This window comes from Priestia sp. SIMBA_032, assembly GCF_046535215.1.
Taxonomy (GTDB): Bacteria; Bacillota; Bacilli; order Bacillales; family Bacillaceae_H; genus Priestia; species Priestia aryabhattai.
The window spans coordinates 713,327-735,907 of record NZ_JAWRXD010000001.1 but is presented as its reverse complement, the minus strand read 5'-3'; the positions used below and the strand labels follow the sequence as shown (position 1 = coordinate 735,907).

Genomic DNA, 22,581 nt, shown 5'->3' with positions numbered 1-22,581 from the left:
GTGAAGTCTTGAAAAACGTACTTTTAATCACAGATAAATTGATTACAGGCGGAGCAGAAACGTATTTTTGCAAGCTCGAAAATCAGTTGAATCATCCGGACATTACCGTATACACAGCAGCTGCAATGGGAGAACTGTACAGTAAAATTCAATATAAAAAACGGTTCACGCCTTTAAGCAGGAAAAATCATCTTCACAACCTTTATGTACTGTGGAAAAAAGTGCGAACGTGTAAAATTGACATCATTCATGCGAACAGCCTGCGTATGGTGATGTATGCAGTATGCGTGAATTCAGTGCTGAGAAAAAAAGTAAAAATACTTTATACAAAGCATAATGTAACGGTGCTTGAACAAAAAGCGAAGGGTCTTTTTTGTAAACTCGTAAACTCTTTTGTGCATGGAGTGATTACCGTCAGCCGCTTTGAACAAGAGCAGTTAATGCATCTTGGCGTGAATAGTAGTAAAGTGACAACGATTTATAACGGAGTGGACTTAGATCAGTTTGTGTTTAAAGAAAAAGCTGCTTCACTCGACTGTCATATTGGCCTTTTGGCACGAGCTTCAAAAGAAAAAAATCACGAGCTGTTTATCGAAATCGCCTCACTGCTGAAAGGTAACGAACACATGAAGTTTCATATCGGAGGAGGAGGTCCTGAGCTGCAGCGAATTCAAGAGCTTATCAAGCAGCAAGGCTTGTCCCATAAGATAAAGATATGGGGAGAAGTAGAAGACCCTGAAGCATTTATTACGAAAATGGATATGCTTCTGTTAACTTCTCACCGTGAAGTCTTTCCAATGGTTGTTTTAGAAGCAATGGCCGTTGGCACACCGATGATTTCAATTGATGTAGGAGGCGTGAAAGAAGCAATAGCAGACGGAGATACGGGCTATTTAATCCCTGCGTATTCACCTCAAGCATTCGTAGAAAAAATTACGGCACTGTACGCCGAGCAAGAACAAAAGCAGCGTTTTGCTAAAGGCGCAAGAAAAAAAGTCGAACAGCACTTTACGTCAAGTCAAATGCTTGCTTCTACTGCTGATCAATATGTAAATATGAACGCAAAAAGCTTCTAAACCGGAAGCTTTTTTTCTATGGAAAAAGTGAACCACAGGTAGCCAAAACGCATAAAGTAATACAAGCAGTACATGCTTTACACCTGCTGAGAAAGCGAGATGAGTTTAATGGAAAACTGCAGTGAAGAAAGAATAGTAGACGCCGCTTGTTTTGGCGTGAAAAGAGACGGCGTGACGGATGATGCACCTGCGATACAGCAAGCAATCGATTACGCAGAGGCTAACAAGTTATCACGAGTACTACTAACAGGAAACTATACGTACGCCATCGCATCGCCTCTTGTGATTAAACCGTCTATTTCGTTTGAAATGGACAGCGGAACAAAACTTAAAGTAACGGGAAATTATCATGTATTTACCCTTCAAAAAGATGCCTCCATTTCAGGTGGAACGGTTGAAGTGACCGATCCTTCCTTTATATCTTCAATCATTTACCTTCACGGATCGCAGCAATTGGAAACAGGAAACAAAACGACGATAAGCAACATCAGCATGATCAATACGTCAGGCGCTTACAATGGAAAAGGTATTTATTTTTACTGTCAGAAAGCGTGGGATTTTATCAGCTTTGTGAACGTATCCTTTGTACACCTTCGCAACTTTGAAAGGGGCGTACTGCTGCAAACTGAAAAAATTACTAACATTAATACGCCTGCATGGATTAACGCCAATAACTTTAGCTATTTGTCGATTGACGGCTGTCAGTATGGGATCGACGTAGCCGGCATCAGTGACGTGCCGTATGAAACGTCAGGAAATAGCTTTAGTCATTTTCAAATACAGTGCCGCAGTCAAACGAAACGAGCAATTAAATGTTCAGGTGCTTATAATACGTTTGAAGGGCATATTTGGGATGCGTATTTGATGAACGGAGGAGAACCGCCGGTAGAATTTACGAGTATCTCACATCGAAATCAGCTTGCCTCTAACCTTTTATCCACATCGATTTTAAACAACGGCCAATATAATGACATCACTTCTCCTTTTGAACAAACCCGAAATATATTTGCTCCAGGTCTTCCAGGAAAACCGGATATCATCGGCAATCAAGACGATATTTTTGTACAAGCTGATAAAAAATATACCGTCAAACAAACAGCTGGAAAAGCCCCGTACGGAGGTAGCATCAGCAATTGCTTCAGCTTAGTTGATGAACAAAGCATGAACTACCTCGACGTGCCAGCTTCAGCTCCCGTTGTGATTGAAATGGACTTTACTGCAAATCCAATTAAAATGCTAAATATGGCAGGCGTTTCATTTGGATGGGGCGAGTCACCTAAAAATATTAAATTTGAATATCTAACAGCACTAGACGGCGCGTGGACAACAGCAAAAGACGTAAAAAACAACTTAGGAAACACGGTAACGGCAGAAGTGCGAGCCAATACGCTGTATAAAATGAGACTTACGCTAAGCGAATATACGAAAGACCATAAGCGTTTTCGAATTAACCGCATATTCGGTACGTCTTCCATGATGCCCGGTTCCTCTTGGGTGGCAACTTTCGGAAGCAAAATGTACGGAAACCTTGAGTTCCAGCAAGGAAACAGCCTGATCCTTAAATCTCCTGACGGACAAAGCTGGAAGCTAAGCGTTGATAACACAGGGAAAGTCTCCGGGACAAAAATCTAAGTAGAGAAATTATTTTTAAACCAGCTTCTTTTCATGAGAAGCTATTTTTTATGTCGATAAAAAGTCACGAGCGTACTATGGATAGAACAAGCCTTAAAACCGTAAGTTATCTGGTTTATTTGTTGCCTAGTCTCAAATAAAGAAATATTTTAATTAAACTTAGCTAAAAAGGTTGGAAATTGTCGAAAGTCTGCCGATATAACGAAGGAAAACAGAAAAATAGACAAGGAGACAAGTAGACAGAATGAGAAAGATTTTACCCATTTTATTCATGCTAAGTTTACTGGTTACGTTTAGCTATAGTGCTGCAATTAAGCATGTACAAGCAGCCGAAACAGAGCCGACGGTATCCGTAAAATTAAGAAATTATTTAGGCAATCAATCCAGTATTAAAATTAAACCATCGCAGTCCTATACGATTGCAGACAGCAAATTAACGCTTCAAGCTAATACAGAGTACGAAGTAAAAGTAGCGGGGAGCAAAGTCAAACTACTGCATAACCAAGAAGTTCTTGGTGAATTCGATAGCTTCACTGCTAAACCATCTACATACGAAGCCTTCCTTTCTATTAATAACAGAAACTACTTAGGAAACGTACAGTTTACTAACGAAAGCAGCAAATATGTCAGGCCCATCAATACAATTCCAATGGAAGATTATTTAAAAGGCGTTGTTCCAAAAGAAGTGTATACGTCTTGGCATGCTGATGCGTTAAAATCTCAGGCTGTTGCTGCGAGAACATACGCATTAAGCTATGCAAGTAAAATCATTGATGATACAACAAGTTTTCAGGTATACGGAGGATATGAATGGTACAACAGTACCAACAGCGCAGTTGATGAAACGTTTGGAAAAGTATTAAAGTACAACGGTGCGTTAATTAACTCTGTGTTTTCTTCAAGCAACGGCGGAATCATTGAATCTGATTACAATGCATGGGGAAAAGCTTCTCATCCCTACTTTCAAGTGAAAACTGATCCGTATGATCCTCAAACAAAATGGTCATTAACAGTTCAAAAACAGCAAATTGACCTATCTACAAAAGATTTAAAAAACCCAGATGCTTGGTGGAGTCAAACAAAAGAAGCAGATGAAAAAATTGCAGGCAAAATTAAAGCGCAAATGCTGACGGAGACTCAATTTAAAGGAAAAGACATTAAGATTGTGGGCATTTCTAAAGTTAACCTTTATCAACCAACATCAGGTCAGCGTATGAGCAAAGGAGATATCAGCGTAACCTACGTGATGAAAGGCGAAGTAGATCAAGACAACAAGCTTGCGGTTAAAACATGGAGCCGAGTCGGGGACAAGGCAGATAACATTCGATTTATGCTTGACGGCATCCACTTTAAAAGCCTGATTGTTACTAATCAAAAGACAGATACTCAAACCATTACCATTGAAGGAAAAGGAAATGGACATGGAGTCGGCTTGAGCCAATTCGGAGCGAATGCGATGGCTGCTCAAGGAAAATCATATACGAATATACTGAGCTTTTACTATCCGGGAGTAAGCTTAGTCTCTCACTATACAGATAAATACCTTCGAATTACGGTTCCAGAGCCAGCTCAAGTGAATCCAATCAAGGCTGGTGACAGCAAACTATCAGGAACAGCTGAACCTAATTCGACCATTTACGTAAAAGTATGGCCGGATACGATTGCGACAGGAAAAACAGATGCTGCAGGAAACTTTTCGTTTGACGTGCCAAAACAACAAGCAGGAACGATGCTTCACGTACTAGTGAAAGGTCAAGGCGGCTACAGTACGTACACAAAAGTTTATGTGCAATCTGATGCAGCCCCTGAAGCAGCAAAAGTAAATGAGTTAAATGAAGGCGATACAAATCTAACGGGAACAGCGGAGCCAAATTCGACTATTTACGTAAAAGTATGGCCGGATACGATTGCGACAGGAAAAACGGATAACGCAGGAAACTTTTCTATTACGATTCCCAAGCAGCCTGCGGGCAAGCAGCTTCACGTATTAGTAAAAGGCCAAGGCGGCTATAGCACGTATACAAAACTATTTGTGCAGTCTGATACAGCTCCTGAAGCAGCAAAAGTTAATGCCATTTCAAGCCAAGATACAAACCTAATGGGAACAGCGGAGCCAAACTCAACAATTTATGTAAAAGTATGGCCAGATATCATTGCGACGGGAAAAACAGATAACGGAGGAAGTTTTTCTATCACGGTGCCAAAGCAAAAATCCGGGACACTTCTGCACGTGTTAGTGAAAGGTCAAGGGGGCTACAGCACGTATACGAAAGTGACGGTAAAATAAAAGAATACGAGATTTACAGCATAAAAAAAAGCATGCCAGCGGCATGCTTTTTTTACTTTGGTACTCTTACATTCGTTCTTCTCGCCCGATATAACAAATATAAAGCAATGGCTGCACCTAGTGAATCAACAGCTACATCTATAATCCGACCATCTCGGCCGATAATAAACGCCTGATGCACTTCATCTATAAATGCAAACGCAGCTACACACAGCCATGCTTTTATGTAACGATAGCTCTGCTTTTTTAAATTCCAGTAAAAAAGTAGGCCTAGCATGCCGAAAAAAGAAAGGTGGGCAATTTTTCGCACAATGAACTCAACGTTAAAACCATAGCTGTAGGCTGTGAAAAATTCACTGCCAGGGTGCAGTACAGACCAAAGCGTAGCGTTGTGATCCCAAGCGGACGGATTTGTCCAGCTGGAAGGATCCGTTACTTCTAAATGGGGAGTGTGGGAGAACTTTGAAATAGATAATAGCAAAAGAACTAATAACACACGTTTTAAAATCATAAAAAAACTCTTTTCTCTACAAAATTTTCACTTAATGATAAAAAAAGATGGTGAAAAATGCAAGGAATTAGTTAGAGTATATGACTAAATTGGGTCTTATTGGTTATATTTTAATTAGGTAAAATTTACTGTTTGTCGGGATTTTTTTCAGTGAAAAAGCAATAAAGAAGGCAATGGTTGCGTTTTCAATATAACAAACAAAAATTCTTATTTTTATCAGAAATTTAAAAATAAATAATTCTCTAGGCTCAATAAATGTAAGAGTTTCACTGATAAAATAGGTTTTGCGGAGTTAATTGGAATAAAATTCTTTTAAAAGAAAATAGATCTAATTATTATAAAAAATTAGTATACAGTTATAACGTTTATCATGATAAGAAAAGACTATTTCAGATACAAAAAACGTCATAATAAGAAGAAATTTAGTCATTTGATAATTTTCGACAAAATAAGACATTGAAGGGCTAATATGCCTATGGTAGTATTTCATAAGTATGAACTAGTTCATATAGCTTATTTGGAGGAGAAGGAGGAAGTAAGAAATGATTGATCTTCACTGTCATATTTTGCACGGTATTGACGACGGTGCTAAAACCATAGAAGACAGCTTACAAATGGCAAAGCAAGCAGTAAGTGAAGGGATCCATACAATTGTTGCAACTCCTCACCACCACAATGGCCAATACATAAATGAAAAAAATGAAATTATACAGCGAGTGGAACGATTAAATACTCATCTGCATCAAGAAAATATCCCTCTTACGATATTACCAGGTCAAGAGTCTCGTATATATGGAGAAATTATTGAAGACTATCAAGATGGTAAAATACTCACTTTAAATCAAACAAATAAATACCTGTTTTTAGAACTGCCGTCCAGCCAAGTGCCGAAATTCACAGAAAAATTAGTCTACGACATCCAATCGGAAGGGCTAACACCTATTATTGTTCATCCTGAGCGGAACAGCAGGCTTATAGAAGATCCAGATATTTTATACAAGCTGGTGAACAAAGGAGTTCTCACTCAAGTTACAGCATCCAGCTTAACAGGAAGATTCGGTAAAAAAATCAAGAAATTTTCTATGGATTTAATCCAAGCAAACTTAACTCATATGATTGCTTCTGACGCGCACAATCTATCAGGAAGAAACTTCTACATGCAAGAAGCAAGCGAGTTGATTTCATCTGAATATGGAATTGACACGTTATACATGTTTCATGAAAATGCAGAAGCTGTTATAAAAGGCTACGTTTGTTTTCAAGATACGCCCCAGCAAGTGAAGAAGAAAAAGTTTTTAGGAATCTTTTAAAAGACAGAATTCCTGACAGCTTTCTTCTTTTTTTAGTGAGGGTGGATTAATATTCAATAAAAGTTACAAATATTTAAAAATGGTGATATCTCCTAACCACTATCAAAGGAGATACTCGGCTGTACTGTGGGTGCTCAAACACCTTAGACACGATTGTTGTCAAGAGTATGGTGTGAGGACGGGTTAGATGCCCAAAATTTAATTATGTAAATACTTATGAAAGAGCTGTATAGATACAGCGTTTCCATAAGTATTTACATCTCGTACATACCTAAATCAGTAAATAAAAAGAGAGAATGAGGGATGATGAATTGATGAAAAAAGTAAAAAAAGCAATTATTCCAGCAGCTGGACTTGGAACACGCTTCCTGCCGGCTACAAAAGCAATGCCAAAAGAAATGCTTCCAATTGTTGATAAGCCAACGATTCAATACATCGTTGAAGAAGCGATTGCTTCAGGAATCGAAGACATTATTATCGTCACAGGTAAAGGCAAAAGAGCGATTGAAGATCATTTCGACTTTGCACCCGAGCTGGAAAATAATCTAGTTTCAAAAGAGAAGTTTGATATTTTAGAAAAAGTACAGCAATCATCGAACGTAGAAATTCATTACATTCGTCAAAAAGAACCAAAAGGGCTAGGACATGCTGTATGGTGTGCACGTAAATTTATTGGGGACGAGCCTTTTGCTGTGCTGCTTGGTGATGACATTGTACAAGCGGAAACACCATGTCTTCGTCAGCTGATGAATGAATACGAGCAAACATTATCTTCAGTAATCGGCGTTCAAACGGTGCCTGATAACCAAACGCACCGCTACGGAATTATTGATCCGGTTTCAAACGACGGCCGCCGTCATCAAGTGAATACGTTTGTTGAAAAGCCAGCAGCAGGTACGGCACCTTCAAATCTAGCAATCATGGGACGCTACGTATTTACACCTGAAATCTTTAAATTTTTAGAAGAGCAAGAAGTCGGAGCCGGGGGTGAAATTCAATTAACGGATGCCATTCAAAAATTAAACGAAATTCAGCGTGTATTTGCTTATGATTTTGAAGGCAAACGATATGATGTTGGAGAGAAGCTAGGGTTTATTGAAACGACGATTGAATTTGCACTGCAGCACTCAGAGTTAAAAGAAAGTTTACTAGAAATCATGGATAATCTAGTGAAAAAAGAAGCTGACAATAAAGTAACTGTTGAGTGATTAGAAGGGGTGAATGAAGTTGCCAGTGATTGCTGAACCAAAAACAGAAGCTGCTGTCCAAGCACCCCCAGTAGAGAAAAAAGTAAATCCTAACAATAAAAAAGGATACCTTTTTTCGAAAAGATGTATCGATGTAATCGGAGCATTGGCAGGACTGCTTGTACTATTAATTGTTTTTATTGTGATTGGTCTATTAATTAAAATAGAAGATCCCACAGGTTCGATTTTCTTTTCACAGAAGCGTGTAGGTAAAAATGGCAAAGAATTTAACATGTACAAGTTTCGTTCCATGGTATCAGATGCAGAAGCCAAGCTAGCTGAATTACTTCAGCAAAATGAAGCAACGGGTGCCATGTTTAAAATGAAAAACGACCCGCGAGTAACTAAAATAGGAAGATTTATTCGGAAAACAAGTATTGACGAACTTCCTCAGTTATTAAACGTGTTAAAAGGTGATATGAGTCTAGTGGGTCCACGGCCGCCGCTTGTAAGAGAAGTCAATGAATATACCGAATATCAAAAACAGCGTTTGCTCGTAACGCCTGGCTGTACAGGGTTATGGCAAGTCAGCGGAAGAAGCAACGTTGGTTTTGAAGAAATGGTTGAATTAGATTTAACGTATATGACAACACGGTCTTTAAAGACGGATATTACGATTATATGCCGAACGGTTCTATTGCTGTTTGGTTCAAAAAATGCTTATTAACCAAAGGAAAGCTGGTGTCTTAAAATGAACAAAAATTCAAAAATTTATGTAGCTGGCCACAGAGGACTTGTTGGTTCAGCTATCGTACGAAAATTACAGGAAAAAGGCTATAACAATTTAGTATATCGCACAAGCGCTGAGCTAGATTTACGAGACAAACCGCAAGTCGAGGCATTTTTTGCAGAAGAAAAGCCAGAATTTGTTTTCTTAGCAGCAGCTAAAGTAGGCGGTATTGTGGCAAACAATGAATATCCTGCAGAATTTATTCACGATAACCTATTGATCCAATCAAACATCATTGACGCAGCGTACCGAAATGATGTAGAGAAACTATTATTCTTAGGAAGTACATGTATTTATCCGAAATTAGCGCCTCAGCCTCTAAAAGAGGAGTACTTACTAACAGGTGCGCTTGAACCAACAAACGAACCGTATGCAATTGCTAAAATTGCTGGAATCAAAATGTGTGAATCCTATAACCGTCAGTACGGAACAAAGTACATTTCAGCAATGCCAACGAACCTTTACGGTCCAAATGACAACTTTGATCTTCATACATCACACGTTCTTCCGGCACTGCTTCGCAAGTTTCACGAAGCGAAAGAAAGCAATGCGCCGTTTGTTGAAATGTGGGGAACAGGCACACCAAAACGTGAATTCCTATATTCAGATGATTTAGCAGATGCGTGCGTGTTCTTAATGAATACATACGAAGGCAATGAAATCGTCAATATTGGTGTGGGAGAAGATATTACAATCAAAGAGCTTGGAGAAAAAGTAAAAGCAGTTGTCGGTTATGAAGGGGATATTCAATTTGATACGTCAAAACCAGACGGAACGCCTCGTAAACTAGTAGACGTAACAAAGCTGAACGGTCTTGGCTGGAAAGCAGAAACTGTTCTAGAAGACGGCCTTCAAAAAGCATATCAATGGTTTCTAGATAACGAACTAGCTGCAGCAAAATAAATAAAAATTTTCAATTTAATAGATAAAAAAAACAAAATAACAGTCGATATATATGGAGGATAAGATGAAAACAGCATTAATTACAGGTGTAACAGGACAAGACGGATCATATTTAGCAGAATTATTACTAGAAAAAGGTTACGAGGTTCACGGATTAATTCGTCGCAGCTCTTCTTATAATCAAGAGCGTCTAGAAGATCTTTTAACAGAAGAAGCAGCAAGCGCATTATTAAACAACTCAAACTTCCACCTTCACTACGGTGACGTAACCGATGCACTAAACGTTACGCGTATCATTGGTGACATTCAGCCAGATGAAATTTACAACTTAGCTGCACAGTCACATGTACGCGTATCTTTTGATATGCCTGGATATACATTAGACGTTGATGCAAAAGGTACGTTAAACATTCTTGAAGCTGTACGTATTTTAGGGTTAACAGATAAAACGCGTGTGTACCAAGCTTCTACTTCTGAACTGTACGGGAAAGTACAAGAAGTGCCGCAAAAAGAAACAACACCTTTCTACCCGCGTTCTCCATACGGTGTAGCGAAAATTTACGGCTTCTGGATTACAAAGAACTACCGTGAATCTTATAATATGTTTGCTGTAAACGGTATTTTATTTAACCATGAGTCAGAGCGCCGAGGTGAAACGTTTGTAACGCGTAAAATTACGCTTGCTGCTTCACGTATCGCACAAGGCAAACAACAAAAATTAACGCTAGGAAACTTAGATTCTTTACGTGACTGGGGTTACGCAAAAGACTATGTAGAGTGCATGTGGTTAATTCTTCAGCATGACAAACCAGAAGACTTTGTTATTGCAACAGGTGAAATGCACTCAGTACGTGAATTTGTACAGCTTGCATTCAAACACACAGGCATTGAAATTGAGTGGAGCGGTGAAGGCTTAGAAGAAAAAGGAACAAACAAAGCAACTGGTGAAGTGATTGTAGAAATCGACCCTAAATTCTTCCGTCCTGCGGAAGTTGATCAATTATTGGGAGATCCGACTAAAGCGAAGACGCTATTAAACTGGAATCCAACTAAGACTTCATTTGAAGAACTAGTTCGTATTATGGTGGAAGCGGATATGAAGAAGGTTGAGAGTGAAGAGAAGATTAAGGTGATGTTTGATTGATTTTTCACTTAGAATCAATGACTGATTAAATTTAATATAGGACTGTCAAAAGGAGCTAACTTCTTTCTGTTTTAATGTACGCATTACATAGAAATAGAGAGAAGTGCTCTTTTTAACATTGTAAAGTATCTTAGCAACAATAATTCATAAATAATATATTAGAGGCTAGTAAAACAAGTTTTTTATTAAGATAAGTAAGTGTAGCCTCATGCAGATAGGAAAGAGACATTCTATGGTCGAAAAGGTGAAAACTGATAAGAAAAAACTATTAATATATGCGCATTATTATATTCCAGATGTAGCTTCCACAGGTCAAATCTTAAGAGAGTTAGCAGAAGGAATGATTCACGAATTTGATATAACAATAGTCTGTGTAGTTCCATCTTATACAGGAAAAGTTGCGGACGAATATAAAAAGAAAATGTTTTACAAAGAAGAGATTAACGGCGTAAAGGTTATTCGTATCCGTGTACCGGAATTTTCTAAGAGCAATAAACTAAGCAGAGTTAAAAATATTCTTTCCTATTTTATTGGAGCTATGATTGCTACCTTTAAAGTTGGAAAAATGGACTACGTATATTCTATTTCTCAGCCACCTATTTTAGGAGGTCTGCTTGGTGTTTGGGGTAAATGGATGAAGCGAGCTAAATATATTTACAATATCCAAGACTTCAATCCAGAACAGACAATGGCTGTTGGATATAGTAAAAACAAGCTGGTTCTAAAAGCTATGATGATGTTTGATAAGTTCAGTTGTAGACAAGCTGATAAGGTAATTGTGGTTGGGCGCGATATGGTTGAAACATTAAAAGGTAGATTTAAAGGAAGAAAAGTACCTAACCATACATTTATTAATAATTGGATTGATGAGAAAGAAATTTATCCTTTGCCAGCAGATCATGAAAAAGTAGTAGCTTTTAAAGAAAAGTATGGTTTGCAGGATAAGTTTATCATTATGTATTCAGGTAATCTAGGACTTTATTATGATCTTGAAAACTTGATGAATGTTATAGAAAAGTTTAAAGATAGAGACGATGTAGTTTTTGCTTTTATAGGAGAAGGTACTATTCGAGAGAGCTTAGTTCAATACAAAGAGAAAAATAATCTTCAAAATGTCCGGTTTATTCCTTATCAAGATAAGTCAGATTTAATTTATAGCTTAAACGCGGGTGATGTTCACTGGTGCTTAAATGCTAAGGGAATTAAAGGTGTATCAGTTCCGAGTAAATTATACGGAATTATTGCTGCTGGAAAACCAATACTAGGTGCCCTGGAAAAAGGATCAGAAGCACGTTTAATTATAGAAGAAACGCAGTGTGGATATGTGACTGAGCCGGGCAATTACAAAATGGTTGAGACATTAATTCAAAGGTATCTTGATGAAAAAGAAACTAGTATTGTCAGAGATATGAGTCAAAGCGGAAGGGCTTACTTGGTTGGAAATCTAACTAAAAATGTCTCTATAAATAAATATATCAAAGAAGTTAAGTCTTGCTGAGAGGTAATAAGAATATGTCAAAAACAAGACTATTATGGATAGGCTGTTTAGAAAGCGAAGAAGAATTTAAAATCAAATCAAGAAAAGGTTACAATTTAGCGTCTGCCCAAGTATCACAATATAATATTTTAACCGGATTAGAAGAGGCAACTGGTCTAGTGTTTGACTCGATTAATGGTAGTGTACTGCCTCCATATCCTACTTATAAAGATCGGGTAGTAGAGGAAGTTAAATGGTCACATAAAGAAGGGGCCTTCGATATAAGCGTCGGTTACAAGAATGAAAAATTTATAAACAGAGTAACTTGCAAATATTCAATGATTGAATCCGCTAGAAACTGGGTGAACGGAAGGTACAAAGGAGAAGATTTAATCGTCTTTGTGTATTCAATGCGTACTCCTGTAATGGCTACTGCTTGCGAAATAAAAAAACTAATTCCAAGTGCAAAGATTTATCTCATAGTTACAGATTTGCCGCAATTTATGGATTTAGGTGAAAGCAAAGTGAAAGCTTTTTTGAAAAAAATTGACTTTGCCCAAATTAAGAATATGCAAAAAAAATTTGACGGTTTTATTCTTTATGCGTCAAAAATGGCTGAGTTTTTAAGGATTCCCAACGGGAAATGGATACTGATGGAAGGGTTATATGATGAATTAGAAATACCAAACTATAAGAAGTCTATAGAGAAGAAAGAGCATGAAAAGCAAGCTATTATGTATTCTGGAAAGCTTGATAGACAGTATGGTATAGATATGTTATTAGATGCATTTATGCGCATTGATAATTCACATTTAGAGTTATGGTTCACAGGTGGAGGAAATGCGGAAGAGTATATAAGAGAATGTGCTTTGAAGGACTCTAGGATTAAATTCTATGGTTTTCTCCCTTCAAGAAAAGAGGTTTTAAAAAAACAACAAGATGCTACTTTGCTTATAAATATGAGACTTCCTTCTGAAAATGCATCTGCATATAGTTTTCCATCTAAATTGTTTGAATATATGGCAACAGGAATTCCTGTTCTTTCTTTTAATTTAGAAGGAATTCCAAATGAATATCACAAATATCTTATTATAGTAGCTGAAGAAAAAGAGGAAAGTCTAATTGAAGCTATTGAGAGCACTCTTACGATGAATAACATTGAACGTATTAACAAAGGTAATCAAGCTAGAGAGTTTATTATTAGTCAAAAGAATAAGTATAGTCAGGCTAAATACATTTATGAATGGATACAAAGGAAGTAGACTATGGGAATAGTAATGAGAAATAAAATAAGCAAATTTAGCAGGGTTAAAAATAGCGAGTTTGAAGGTGCAAATTCTGTGCAGAAATTTTGTACAATACTTAACTCCACAGTTGGTTATGGTTCTTATATATCAGCGAGATGTAAACTTTACAATTGCAAAATAGGAAAGTATTGTTCTATTGCCCAAAAGGTAGAGGTCGTTTTTGGTAAGCATCCAACAAGCAAATTTGTATCAACAAGTCCTGCATTCTATTCAACTAATACTCCAAATAATTTAAGTTTCTCAGATGAAAATACATTTGCTGAGATAGAATATATAGATGAAAATGAAAAATATTTTGTTGAAATTGGGAATGATGTCTGGATAGGGTATGGGGCTATAATCATGAGTGGAGTAAGGATTGGAAGCGGTGCTGTAATAGCAGCTGGAGCTGTAGTTACAAAAGATGTTCCACCTTATTCTATTGTAGGAGGAGTTCCTGCTAACTTGATCAAATATAGATTTAGTCAAGAAGATATAGCATGGTTGTTAAAAATAAAATGGTGGGAACAAGATTCTATTTGGTTAAAAAACCATGCTAAATACTTTGAGGATATAGAAATTTTCAAAAAAAATTTGGAAGTGAAGAGTGACTTGAATGAGTAGATACGGCATTGTTGTTGTTGGGTATAATAGAGTGGATAGTATACAGAGATTATTAGATTCTTTAAAAAGAGCTTATTATGACGAAAAAATAGATTTGATAATAAGTTTAGATAATAGTGGAAGTAACTTGGTTTTTAATTATGCTAATAGTTTTGAGTGGGTACATGGAAACAAAGAAGTAATATTGGCAGAAAAAAAATTAGGCTTAAGAAATCATGTTCTTCAATGTGGGAATTATATCAATGAATTTAATTTTGATGCACTTATTGTTTTAGAGGATGATTTATATGTATCACCTAATTTCTTTAATTATGCAAAGCAGGCTATAGATTTTTATGGTAAAGATGAGAAAATAGCAGGAATATCATTATATCAACACCTTTGGAATGTAAACGCAGATAGACCATTTCTTCCAATAAGATCTCAATATGATACTTTTTTTATTCAGTATGCTCAGTCGTGGGGACAAATTTGGACTAAAAATCAATGGAATTCATTTTATCAATGGTATACAAATCAAGAATATAAGCACATTGATTTAAAGAAAGTTCCCGATAATGTTTTGAATTGGCCAGAGTCCTCGTGGTTGAAATTCTATATTGAATACTGTATTGCTAAAAATAAATTTTTTGTTTACCCGTATGAAGCTTTGTCAACAAACTTTGCAGATGCGGGAACACACTATGCTTCTAACACTAACAAGATGCAAATTCCATTAATGACAGGAATAAAAAAAGAATATTCATTCGATACATTAGAAAATAGCAGTGTAATTTACGATGCCTATTTTGAAAATTTAATGTTAGCAGAATGCATGGGATTCATTAAAGACGAGGTAACCATAGATATCTACGGAATTAAAAAAGTTAATAGCAGGTATTTGCTGACCATGAATAATTTGCCTTTTAAAATTCTTAAAAGTTTTGGGCTAAAAATGAGACCTCATGATATGAATATAGTTTGTGATGTTAATGGGAACGATATTTTTCTATATGATACCTTAGCCCCAGACAATCAAGCCATAGATAGAAACAATACGAGCTTATCACGATGGTCTTACGATACTAGAGGAATAGTCTTGCTTAAGCAAAATTTAATTAAGATACTAATATCTGAAATTGTTCAGAAATTGAAGAGTTTGAAAAAAATCTTTTAAATCGCAACTTATTAAAGATTATATAACAATAATTACATATAAGAGGTAGTATATGAAAAAAATAATTTTTGTAGTACCCATTATGAGAGGTATTGGTGGAATAGAAACATCCTTATTAAATATCCTTTCTAATATAGATTATAGTAAGTATGAAGTAGATTTATGTGTATTTGCTAATTATATTGCCTTTCCAGAAAAAATCCCCTCACAAGTTAATATTATTAAAGGAAATAAATTGCTTGAATACTGCTATATACCCTATGTAGATTTAAAAGAAAATTTAGGCCTTTTTGAAAAACTTAAAATGTTATTTGCAAAGGGAATAAAAAAAGTTTTTGGTTTTCAAACAGTAATAAAAATGAGTCTTCCTACATTTAGATTTGGGAACTATGATATGGCAATCTCTTATGCAAATGATGCATTTTTTGGTAAAGTATTCGCTGGTGGCGGTAATGAAATTGTTGATAAGTGTATTCTAGCGGAAAAAAAGGTAGGGTGGATCCATAACGAACCTAACAGGTGTGGATGTTCAAAAGAGTATTTTTTGAAAACTTATGAAAATTTCGACCATGTTGTCAATGTAAGTTTTGCTTGTAAAGAAATGTTTGATGCTATGGTTCCAGAATTTAGTGATAAGTCAGTTGTAGTCTATAACATGTTTCATATTGAGGGTATTAAGAAAAAGGCGAAAAGTGTAACTAATCCCTATAACACAAATGTGTTCAATATTGTCACGGTATCTCGCATAGAAAATAACCAGAAGAGAGTAGACAGAATTCTTGATACTTGTGAATACTTGCTTTCAAAATCATTTGAGGAGTTTAAGTGGACAATTATCGGTGATGGTCCTGATTCTGAATATATTATTAAAGAAGCTGAAAGTAGAGGCCTTAAAAGATGTATTACTTTCACTGGTAAAATGAGTAACCCTTATCCCTATATTTTAAATGCTGATGTAATGGTACAGGCTTCCGATTATGAAGCTTATAGTATGGTATTACAAGAATCAATAATTTTGAATACACCCTTAATTGTAACTAACTATCCATCTGCAAATGAAGCAGTAGATAATAATTATAATGGCTTTTTAGTAGATTTATCCTATGCAGCAATTGGGGATAAACTAATTGAAATGATTGAAGATGCAGATAAACTAAAATTACTTAGAGGTAATATAACTAAAAAACCATTTACTAATAGTAAAGCTTTAAGTCAATTTTATAGTCTGTTGTAGGAATAAGGGGGATCTGATGTCTGTAATTGCTTTACTTATTGTAGTTATAAATTGTGTAGTAGTTTGTTTGAATTATAAAAAAGCGATATGGTTAAATTTATTTTTAATTTTAGCAACGCCTCTTGGGGCTTTAACTCCAAGTATTAATACAATTTTTCTCTTAAGAATTGGTCCATTTTCAGCATATGAAATAAATATTATTGTTATATTAATAATGAGTTTAATTAAAAGTAGGTTTAAGATTTACAGGTTTTATATTCTCCCTGCTCTTTTAATGTGCTTCTATTTAATTAATATTCTTAGTTCATCACCCTTGTACGGTTTAAATTCAGTTTTAGCCGACGCTAAGGACTATATAATAAGTCTTATTATAATTTTTATAGTTAGTCAAATTACAGATGAAGATTCTTTAAAAAGATTTCTTAATATCGCTCTTAAAGCCGTATTTTGTTCTTCTATCATAATATTCTTGTTTTATATTATTAGCCAAGGAACTATATTTCCTACACCTATACGTTATGGTTTTAGCATACAGTCTTTATACGTTTTTTCAATACCATATATTATATATATATATGGTATTGGTATGTGTAGAAAAAAATGGTTATTGTTTAGCTTGTTTTTACAGATTTATTTAATGGTTATTGCTCAAAATAGAACTAACATATTACTTATTATTAGTATATTAGCTATTATGTTCATCTATTATATTTTTGTTTCAAAAAATATGAGAAATGCTATAAAGAAAAGATTAAGTTTTTTTGGTGTATTGTTCCTAATAGCAATTATTATAATGTCTATTGATATTTATCAAAATAGAACAATAACAACTGGATTCTATGGAAGAATTAATGAAATGATATTTTCCGATTTTTCGACTGATAGTACTGAAGTAAGAAGCATTACGATGGACTATTATATTGAGGAAATAAAGAAAAATATATGGGGATACGGATTAGGAAAGTATATGCCTGCTCTATCAATATATAATAGTGGTTTTGAGTCAACAACATTACTAAATTATGGATTCGATAATATGTTTATTACAATGTCTTACAAAGTAGGCATAATTGCAGCAATTATCTATTTGATATTTTTTGTTGTGCAACTTTTTAAATTTTACCTAACTAGAAGGAAATATTCAGATAATATGTTGTATCTTATAATATTAATTGGGTTGTATATAAGCTGTGCAGTGTTAACCGGACAATTGTTAAAGAATATTGGAATATATACATTCGTTCTGACATTAATCGTACATATTAATAATAGGAATATAAAGCAGTATGAGAGAGTGAGAAAATAAATGAAGATTGCATTTTATCTAGATAATAAGAATAGTAAAGATATTGATTATTCACAACCATACATGGGTAACCCTGGAGTGGGAGGAACCCAATTCATGATTTCGCTATTAAGTTGGTATTATGCACAAAAGTATAAAAATAATAATATTATTTTATATGCTCCCTACGTAGATTTTTTACCAAATGAGACGAATAATGTGCAAGCTAATAGTTTGATTGAGGCTTATGCTCAAGCAGATGAAGACAAAGCAGATTTCTTTATCTGCCGCTCTACCAAAGAAGTTTCCTTTTTCAATCATATAAATAAAGGTAAAACAAAAGTTATCTTATGGGGACACAATTTTGCCACATTTAAAGAACTAAATTTAATTGCTAAATCTAAAACTGTAGCTCAGTATATTTGTGTCAGCAAAGAGCAGCTAAAGCTTATTCAAGGCCACAAGGCTTTTCATAAATCCTCATATATATATAATGCAATTCCAACAGATATTTATCCTGAAAATAATGATACAAGGAATGATAGATCAATATGTTACTTGGGTTCAATTGTTCCTAGTAAAGGTTTTGATGTTACTGCAAAGCTGTGGAGGCATTTATATGATAGAGGGATAAAGGTGAAATTACATGTAATTGGCTCAGGACAATTATATAATAAATCAGCTGAATTGGGCGAATATGGAATTGCGCAACAAGAATTTGAAAATCAATTTATTAAATATCTTATAGATGACAAAGGTAATATGCTTGACGATGTAATATTTCATGGCTTATTAAAATTTAAAGAAAAGACAGATGTTATGGCTGATATGACTATTGGAATAATAAACCCTACCGGAGAAACCGAGACTTTTGGTATATCGGCAATTGAATTTCAAGCTTTAAATATTCCTGTAATTACTTGCAATAGAGGCGGGCTGAAAAATACTGTTATGGATGGAAATACGGGCTACCTTTCTAATTCATTTGAAGAGCTAGCAGAAAAGACAGAAAAATTACTTGATTTATACTCAAATAATCCTGATAAGTATTTTGCCATGGCGCAGAACGCACGGTCTTTTATATTAAATAATTTTGATATAAATTTATCTATAGAAGTATGGAATGAACTCTTAACTGGATTGTATAGAAACGAAAAAATTAGAAAGGATCTCCCTAAAGTTAGTACAATTCAAAAGGTTAAGAATTATTTTAATTTGTTTTTTTATATCCAATAATGGAGGGAGAGCAGCGTGAACGGTTCCATATTTACCAAGAGAAATACAAATATAGCAAAAGGTATTGCGGTTTTAATGCTACTGTTTCATCACTTATTTTTATATCAAAAAGAAGGAATAATCGATATATCGGTTGGTAGCCATAGTATCTCTTCAATGTTATCTGTTTGTCTTAAAGGATGCGTGGCAATTTTTTTAGTTCTAAGTGGGTTTGGTTTATATGAAAGTAATAAAAGGTTTAAAAAATTAGAAATACTTAAGTTTTATAAAAAAGCATACTTAAAATTATACAAAAGCTACTGGCTTATATGGATCATATTTGTTCCTGTAGGAATATTCGTATTTGGAAGATCTATTGAGGAAGTATGGAACGGTGGGATAGAGTATAATTATACACACTTAGTTTTGAATATAGTTGGACTTCATTATATATTTTTAGACTACGGATATAACCCTACATGGTGGTTTATGACGTTGATTTTATTATTGTACCTGCTATTTCCTTTAATTAGATATCTTATGAATAGAAATTCTCATCTAATTTTAGGAATTTCTTTTATTCTTGCACATTTAACATATTTTATCATTAACGTAAGACTTCCGGGCTTTGGAGTAGCAGAGTTATTAATGCTCTGGATGTGTCCGTTTGTAATGGGAATGTATATTTCGAAGTACAATTTATTTAATAGATTTATTGAGTTAAACACACCTTCTGTTATAAGAATAGGAATTAATCTTTTTATTTGTATGGTTTTATCTACGCTTAAATTCACTAATTTTATAATTGGAGGGGGAACAAGAACAGATGCAATATTTGGAGTGGCAATAATACTACTGTCTATTGATTTGATTCCATATATAGGTGAAAGGTTCTCGAGTCTACTTCAGATGTTTGGTAAACATTCTTTCTTAATTTTTTTATTTCACAATTTTATATATGAATTTTATTTTGAATCAATTGTTTATGCACCACGTGTTCCCATTTTAATTTTTATGTGGTTGGCTTTGATATGTCTTACTCTAGCTTTGATTATAAATAAGATGACGCTTTTGTTATCTCAGATGTATAAGAGTTTTACATTTAGGGGGAGATTTAGAATTTTGGGCTTTTATAATAAAAAACAAATTTAATTCTTTAAGTTAGCAATGATATTTTTCTTGTGAAAAATTATTGGCTATCTGTATAAATTCTTTATCTGATATTCATGTGTAGGAAGGATTAAGAAATATAGTACCATTGTCGTTGATGTGGGGTTTATTATGATTGAAGTTACCCTAATCTTTAGAGAGGTTGAGTAAGATAGAGAATTTGGCTTTTAGATATTATAGAACTTTAAAAAGAGGTAATTAATTTGAATAGCAACTGGTTTAAAATATTCCTGAAATTGAATAAAGTTCGTTATGGGAGAGGCCTAGAGTTAAAAGGAGTGCCAATTATATTCAGTAAATCCGGAACTAAGTTATCTATTGGTAATAATGTAAGAATTAATTCGGCTATGTTATCTAACTTGGTAGGGTTATATCAAAGAAGTATTATTGTTACGAGGACTTCTGAAGCTGAAATTCATATTGGAGATAATGTAGGTATTTCTGGTGCAACGATCTATGCTCGTAAGAGTATCAAAATTGGAAATAATACATTAATTGGTGGTAATACAAAGATAATTGATAATGACTTTCATCCCGTGGATCCAGCAATACGGTGGGAGACGCCACACGAACATATGGGAATTCGGCCAATTGAAATTGGTGAAAATGTATTTATTGGTTGTAATTGTTTAATCCTAAAAGGGGCAAAGATTGGAGATAATGCAGTCATTGGTGCAGGAAGCGTGGTAAATGGTGAAATTCCAGCAAATTGTGTTGCAGCTGGTAATCCTGTAAGAATTATACGAACTTTGAAAGGGAAATAAAGAAAATATGGCTCATAAGTCATAAGAGTTTATAATCGAGCAAATAAAATTTAATTGTCGTGAGGTGAGAAGTAGAATTATTCTATTGAAACTATGAAAAATAGCTTTATTAAGAAACTAGTTGGGTTTTCTATGGGCCCCGTGGTCGGTGCTTTAATATCTTTTATTACAATACCCTTGACTACTTATTTTGTAGATCCAGCTGAGTATGGAAAAGCCAGTATGTTCACGTTATTTCAAACCCTTATTATAGTTTTTTTGTTTTTAGGTTTAGATCAGGCATATACAAGAGAGTATTTTGAAGCTGAAAATAAAATAAATCTCTTAAAAAATGCTCTACTTTTTCCACTAACTATTGCTGTAATACTACTAATATTAATATGTAGCAATTTAAGTTTAGTGTCGGAATTGTTATTTAGTTCAGGAAATTATCATCTTCCAGCATTCTTATTTGGATTCACAATTATAATGATGGTAATAGAAAGATTTATTCTACTTTCAATTAGAATGGAAGAGAAAGCATTTGAGTATTCGATTGTTAATATTGTTATTAAAATTAGTATCTTACTAGTTACTTTAATCTTTGTAATGTTTATAAGGAGAGACTTTTTAGCTGTTATATATGCGTCTGTAAGTGGTCAAATACTTGGTGATTTATATTTAATTATTCGATATAGAGTGCATTTAAATTACATTAAATTTACTTTCGATAAACCATTAGTAACTAAATTGTTAATGTTTGGGTTACCTTTAATTTTTTCAACATCCCTTGGTGCTATACTCAATTCACTAGATAGAGTATTTCTGAGAGCATGGAGTAGTTTTACTGAGATAGGGATATTTACAGCTGCATTAAAAGTAGCGGCTATCTTATCTATTGTGCAAGCATCTTTTACAAGTTTTTGGGTACCTATGGCATACAGGTGGCATAACGAAAAAAAAGAAATAGAGCACTTTCAAATTGTTAGCAACGTTCTCTTGTTAATAATGTCAATTTTATTCATGATGATAGTAATATTGAAAGATTATGTTACTTTATTATTATCTCCTGAATATTCTAGTGCTTCTTTAATAATAGGAATGTTATGTTTACAGCCAATTATGTATACAGTTAGTGAAACCACTACTTTAGGTATTGTGTTTTCACGTAAGAGTTATTTAAACATATATGTAAGCTTAATATCGATTATACCCAATATAGTTTTAAATATCTTACTAGTTCCTAAATATGGTTCTATAGGGGCAGCAATTGCAATAGGGGTTTCTTATATTTTCTTTTTTATCAGCCGGAGCATATTATCAAATAGGTATTGGGAAGGTTTTCCTATTAAGTTACACCTTTTTATAACTGTAATGATGTTTATAGCAGCTTTAATAAATACAGTTAATTTTAAATACATTACTTTAATAAACTTTAGTTTGTTAGTAATTATCTTATTAATCCAATTTGGAACAATACAAAGAATATATAACATGTACTTTAAAAAGAGTAATGAAAAGTTGGATTTTTCTTAACGTTCAAAAGATACT

18 protein-coding genes and 1 pseudogene are annotated in these 22,581 nt (G+C 34.4%); 18 read left to right on the top strand and 1 reads right to left on the bottom strand.

The annotated features are described in order from the left end of the window. Positions 1-8: 8 nt before the first annotated feature. From SB717_RS03645 to SB717_RS03635, 3 genes are all read left to right on the top strand, one after another. On the top strand, positions 9-1,076 hold the full coding sequence (locus SB717_RS03645) for a glycosyltransferase family 4 protein (protein ID WP_410903247.1): 1,068 nt from the start codon (positions 9-11) through the stop codon (positions 1,074-1,076). 99 nt (positions 1,077-1,175) lie between these two features. After that, positions 1,176-2,708, top strand: coding sequence for a hypothetical protein (locus SB717_RS03640; RefSeq protein WP_410903246.1), 1,533 nt, complete (start codon positions 1,176-1,178; stop codon positions 2,706-2,708). 244 nt (positions 2,709-2,952) lie between these two features. Continuing rightward, positions 2,953-4,995 (top strand): SpoIID/LytB domain-containing protein, encoded by a 2,043-nt coding sequence (locus SB717_RS03635; protein ID WP_410903244.1) that lies wholly within the window; start codon positions 2,953-2,955, stop codon positions 4,993-4,995. 52 nt (positions 4,996-5,047) lie between these two features. Here SB717_RS03635 and SB717_RS03630 read toward each other — a convergent pair whose 3' ends face one another. Further along, complete coding sequence (locus SB717_RS03630; protein WP_080967549.1) at positions 5,048-5,506, bottom strand: VanZ family protein; 459 nt, start codon at positions 5,504-5,506, stop codon at positions 5,048-5,050. 542 nt (positions 5,507-6,048) lie between these two features. Here SB717_RS03630 and SB717_RS03625 point away from each other — a divergent pair. The 15 genes and pseudogenes from SB717_RS03625 (at position 6,049) to SB717_RS03555 (ending at position 22,566) form a co-directional block, all read left to right on the top strand. Beyond that, positions 6,049-6,816, top strand: coding sequence for a tyrosine-protein phosphatase (locus SB717_RS03625; protein ID WP_410903243.1), 768 nt, complete (start codon positions 6,049-6,051; stop codon positions 6,814-6,816). Between the two features lie 314 nt (positions 6,817-7,130). After that, complete coding sequence (gene galU, locus SB717_RS03620) at positions 7,131-8,024, top strand: UTP--glucose-1-phosphate uridylyltransferase GalU (protein ID WP_410903242.1); 894 nt, start codon at positions 7,131-7,133, stop codon at positions 8,022-8,024. Positions 8,025-8,037: 13 nt separating this feature from the next. Then, positions 8,038-8,730, top strand: coding sequence for a sugar transferase (locus tag SB717_RS03615; protein WP_410903241.1), 693 nt, complete (start codon positions 8,038-8,040; stop codon positions 8,728-8,730). Positions 8,731-8,754: 24 nt separating this feature from the next. Next, positions 8,755-9,696: a GDP-L-fucose synthase gene (gene fcl, locus SB717_RS03610; protein ID WP_410903240.1), complete on the top strand. Its 942-nt coding sequence runs from the start codon at positions 8,755-8,757 to the stop codon at positions 9,694-9,696. 64 nt (positions 9,697-9,760) lie between these two features. After that, a complete protein-coding gene (gene gmd / locus SB717_RS03605) occupies positions 9,761-10,840 on the top strand; it encodes a GDP-mannose 4,6-dehydratase (RefSeq protein WP_098791065.1) in 1,080 nt (359 codons plus the stop codon). Positions 10,841-11,072: 232 nt separating this feature from the next. Continuing rightward, positions 11,073-12,338 carry a glycosyltransferase family 4 protein gene (locus tag SB717_RS03600; RefSeq protein ID WP_410903239.1) on the top strand — a complete coding sequence of 422 codons (1,266 nt, stop codon included), beginning with the start codon at positions 11,073-11,075 and terminating at the stop codon, positions 12,336-12,338. A 14-nt stretch (positions 12,339-12,352) separates the two neighbouring features. Beyond that, positions 12,353-13,579 carry a glycosyltransferase gene (locus tag SB717_RS03595; RefSeq protein WP_410903238.1) on the top strand — a complete coding sequence of 409 codons (1,227 nt, stop codon included), beginning with the start codon at positions 12,353-12,355 and terminating at the stop codon, positions 13,577-13,579. A gap of 339 nt (positions 13,580-13,918) precedes the next feature. Continuing rightward, positions 13,919-14,131, top strand: a pseudogene (locus tag SB717_RS03590) (CatB-related O-acetyltransferase); the annotation flags it as partial. An 88-nt stretch (positions 14,132-14,219) separates the two neighbouring features. Then, on the top strand, positions 14,220-15,383 hold the full coding sequence (locus SB717_RS03585) for a glycosyltransferase family protein (protein WP_338705293.1): 1,164 nt from the start codon (positions 14,220-14,222) through the stop codon (positions 15,381-15,383). Positions 15,384-15,435: 52 nt separating this feature from the next. Next, a complete protein-coding gene (locus SB717_RS03580; RefSeq protein WP_410903237.1) occupies positions 15,436-16,617 on the top strand; it encodes a glycosyltransferase in 1,182 nt (393 codons plus the stop codon). A 16-nt stretch (positions 16,618-16,633) separates the two neighbouring features. Then, positions 16,634-17,923 carry a hypothetical protein gene (locus tag SB717_RS03575; protein WP_410903236.1) on the top strand — a complete coding sequence of 430 codons (1,290 nt, stop codon included), beginning with the start codon at positions 16,634-16,636 and terminating at the stop codon, positions 17,921-17,923. Then, positions 17,924-19,138, top strand: a complete 1,215-nt coding sequence (locus SB717_RS03570) for a glycosyltransferase family 4 protein (protein WP_410903235.1) — start codon at positions 17,924-17,926, stop codon at positions 19,136-19,138. Between the two features lie 15 nt (positions 19,139-19,153). Beyond that, positions 19,154-20,269 carry an acyltransferase family protein gene (locus SB717_RS03565; protein WP_410903234.1) on the top strand — a complete coding sequence of 372 codons (1,116 nt, stop codon included), beginning with the start codon at positions 19,154-19,156 and terminating at the stop codon, positions 20,267-20,269. Positions 20,270-20,490: 221 nt separating this feature from the next. Next, complete coding sequence (locus SB717_RS03560; protein ID WP_338705298.1) at positions 20,491-21,051, top strand: acyltransferase; 561 nt, start codon at positions 20,491-20,493, stop codon at positions 21,049-21,051. Between the two features lie 132 nt (positions 21,052-21,183). Continuing rightward, a complete protein-coding gene (locus SB717_RS03555; protein ID WP_410903233.1) occupies positions 21,184-22,566 on the top strand; it encodes an oligosaccharide flippase family protein in 1,383 nt (460 codons plus the stop codon). Positions 22,567-22,581 lie beyond the last annotated feature (15 nt).

What these genes read in the sequence shown, in the direction of transcription:
- SB717_RS03640 (WP_410903246.1), top strand. Translation starts at nt 1,176, where the DNA reads ATGAGTTTAATGGAAAACTGCAGTGAAGAAAGAATAGTAGACGCCGCT.
- SB717_RS03635 (WP_410903244.1), top strand. Translation starts at nt 2,953, where the DNA reads ATGAGAAAGATTTTACCCATTTTATTCATGCTAAGTTTACTGGTTACG.
- SB717_RS03630 (WP_080967549.1), bottom strand. Translation starts at nt 5,506, where the DNA reads ATGATTTTAAAACGTGTGTTATTAGTTCTTTTGCTATTATCTATTTCA.
- SB717_RS03625 (WP_410903243.1), top strand. Translation starts at nt 6,049, where the DNA reads ATGATTGATCTTCACTGTCATATTTTGCACGGTATTGACGACGGTGCT.
- galU (WP_410903242.1), top strand. Translation starts at nt 7,131, where the DNA reads ATGAAAAAAGTAAAAAAAGCAATTATTCCAGCAGCTGGACTTGGAACA.
- SB717_RS03615 (WP_410903241.1), top strand. Translation starts at nt 8,038, where the DNA reads ATGAAGTTGCCAGTGATTGCTGAACCAAAAACAGAAGCTGCTGTCCAA.
- fcl (WP_410903240.1), top strand. Translation starts at nt 8,755, where the DNA reads ATGAACAAAAATTCAAAAATTTATGTAGCTGGCCACAGAGGACTTGTT.
- gmd (WP_098791065.1), top strand. Translation starts at nt 9,761, where the DNA reads ATGAAAACAGCATTAATTACAGGTGTAACAGGACAAGACGGATCATAT.
- SB717_RS03600 (WP_410903239.1), top strand. Translation starts at nt 11,073, where the DNA reads ATGGTCGAAAAGGTGAAAACTGATAAGAAAAAACTATTAATATATGCG.
- SB717_RS03595 (WP_410903238.1), top strand. Translation starts at nt 12,353, where the DNA reads ATGTCAAAAACAAGACTATTATGGATAGGCTGTTTAGAAAGCGAAGAA.
- SB717_RS03585 (WP_338705293.1), top strand. Translation starts at nt 14,220, where the DNA reads ATGAGTAGATACGGCATTGTTGTTGTTGGGTATAATAGAGTGGATAGT.
- SB717_RS03580 (WP_410903237.1), top strand. Translation starts at nt 15,436, where the DNA reads ATGAAAAAAATAATTTTTGTAGTACCCATTATGAGAGGTATTGGTGGA.
- SB717_RS03575 (WP_410903236.1), top strand. Translation starts at nt 16,634, where the DNA reads ATGTCTGTAATTGCTTTACTTATTGTAGTTATAAATTGTGTAGTAGTT.
- SB717_RS03570 (WP_410903235.1), top strand. Translation starts at nt 17,924, where the DNA reads ATGAAGATTGCATTTTATCTAGATAATAAGAATAGTAAAGATATTGAT.
- SB717_RS03555 (WP_410903233.1), top strand. Translation starts at nt 21,184, where the DNA reads ATGGGCCCCGTGGTCGGTGCTTTAATATCTTTTATTACAATACCCTTG.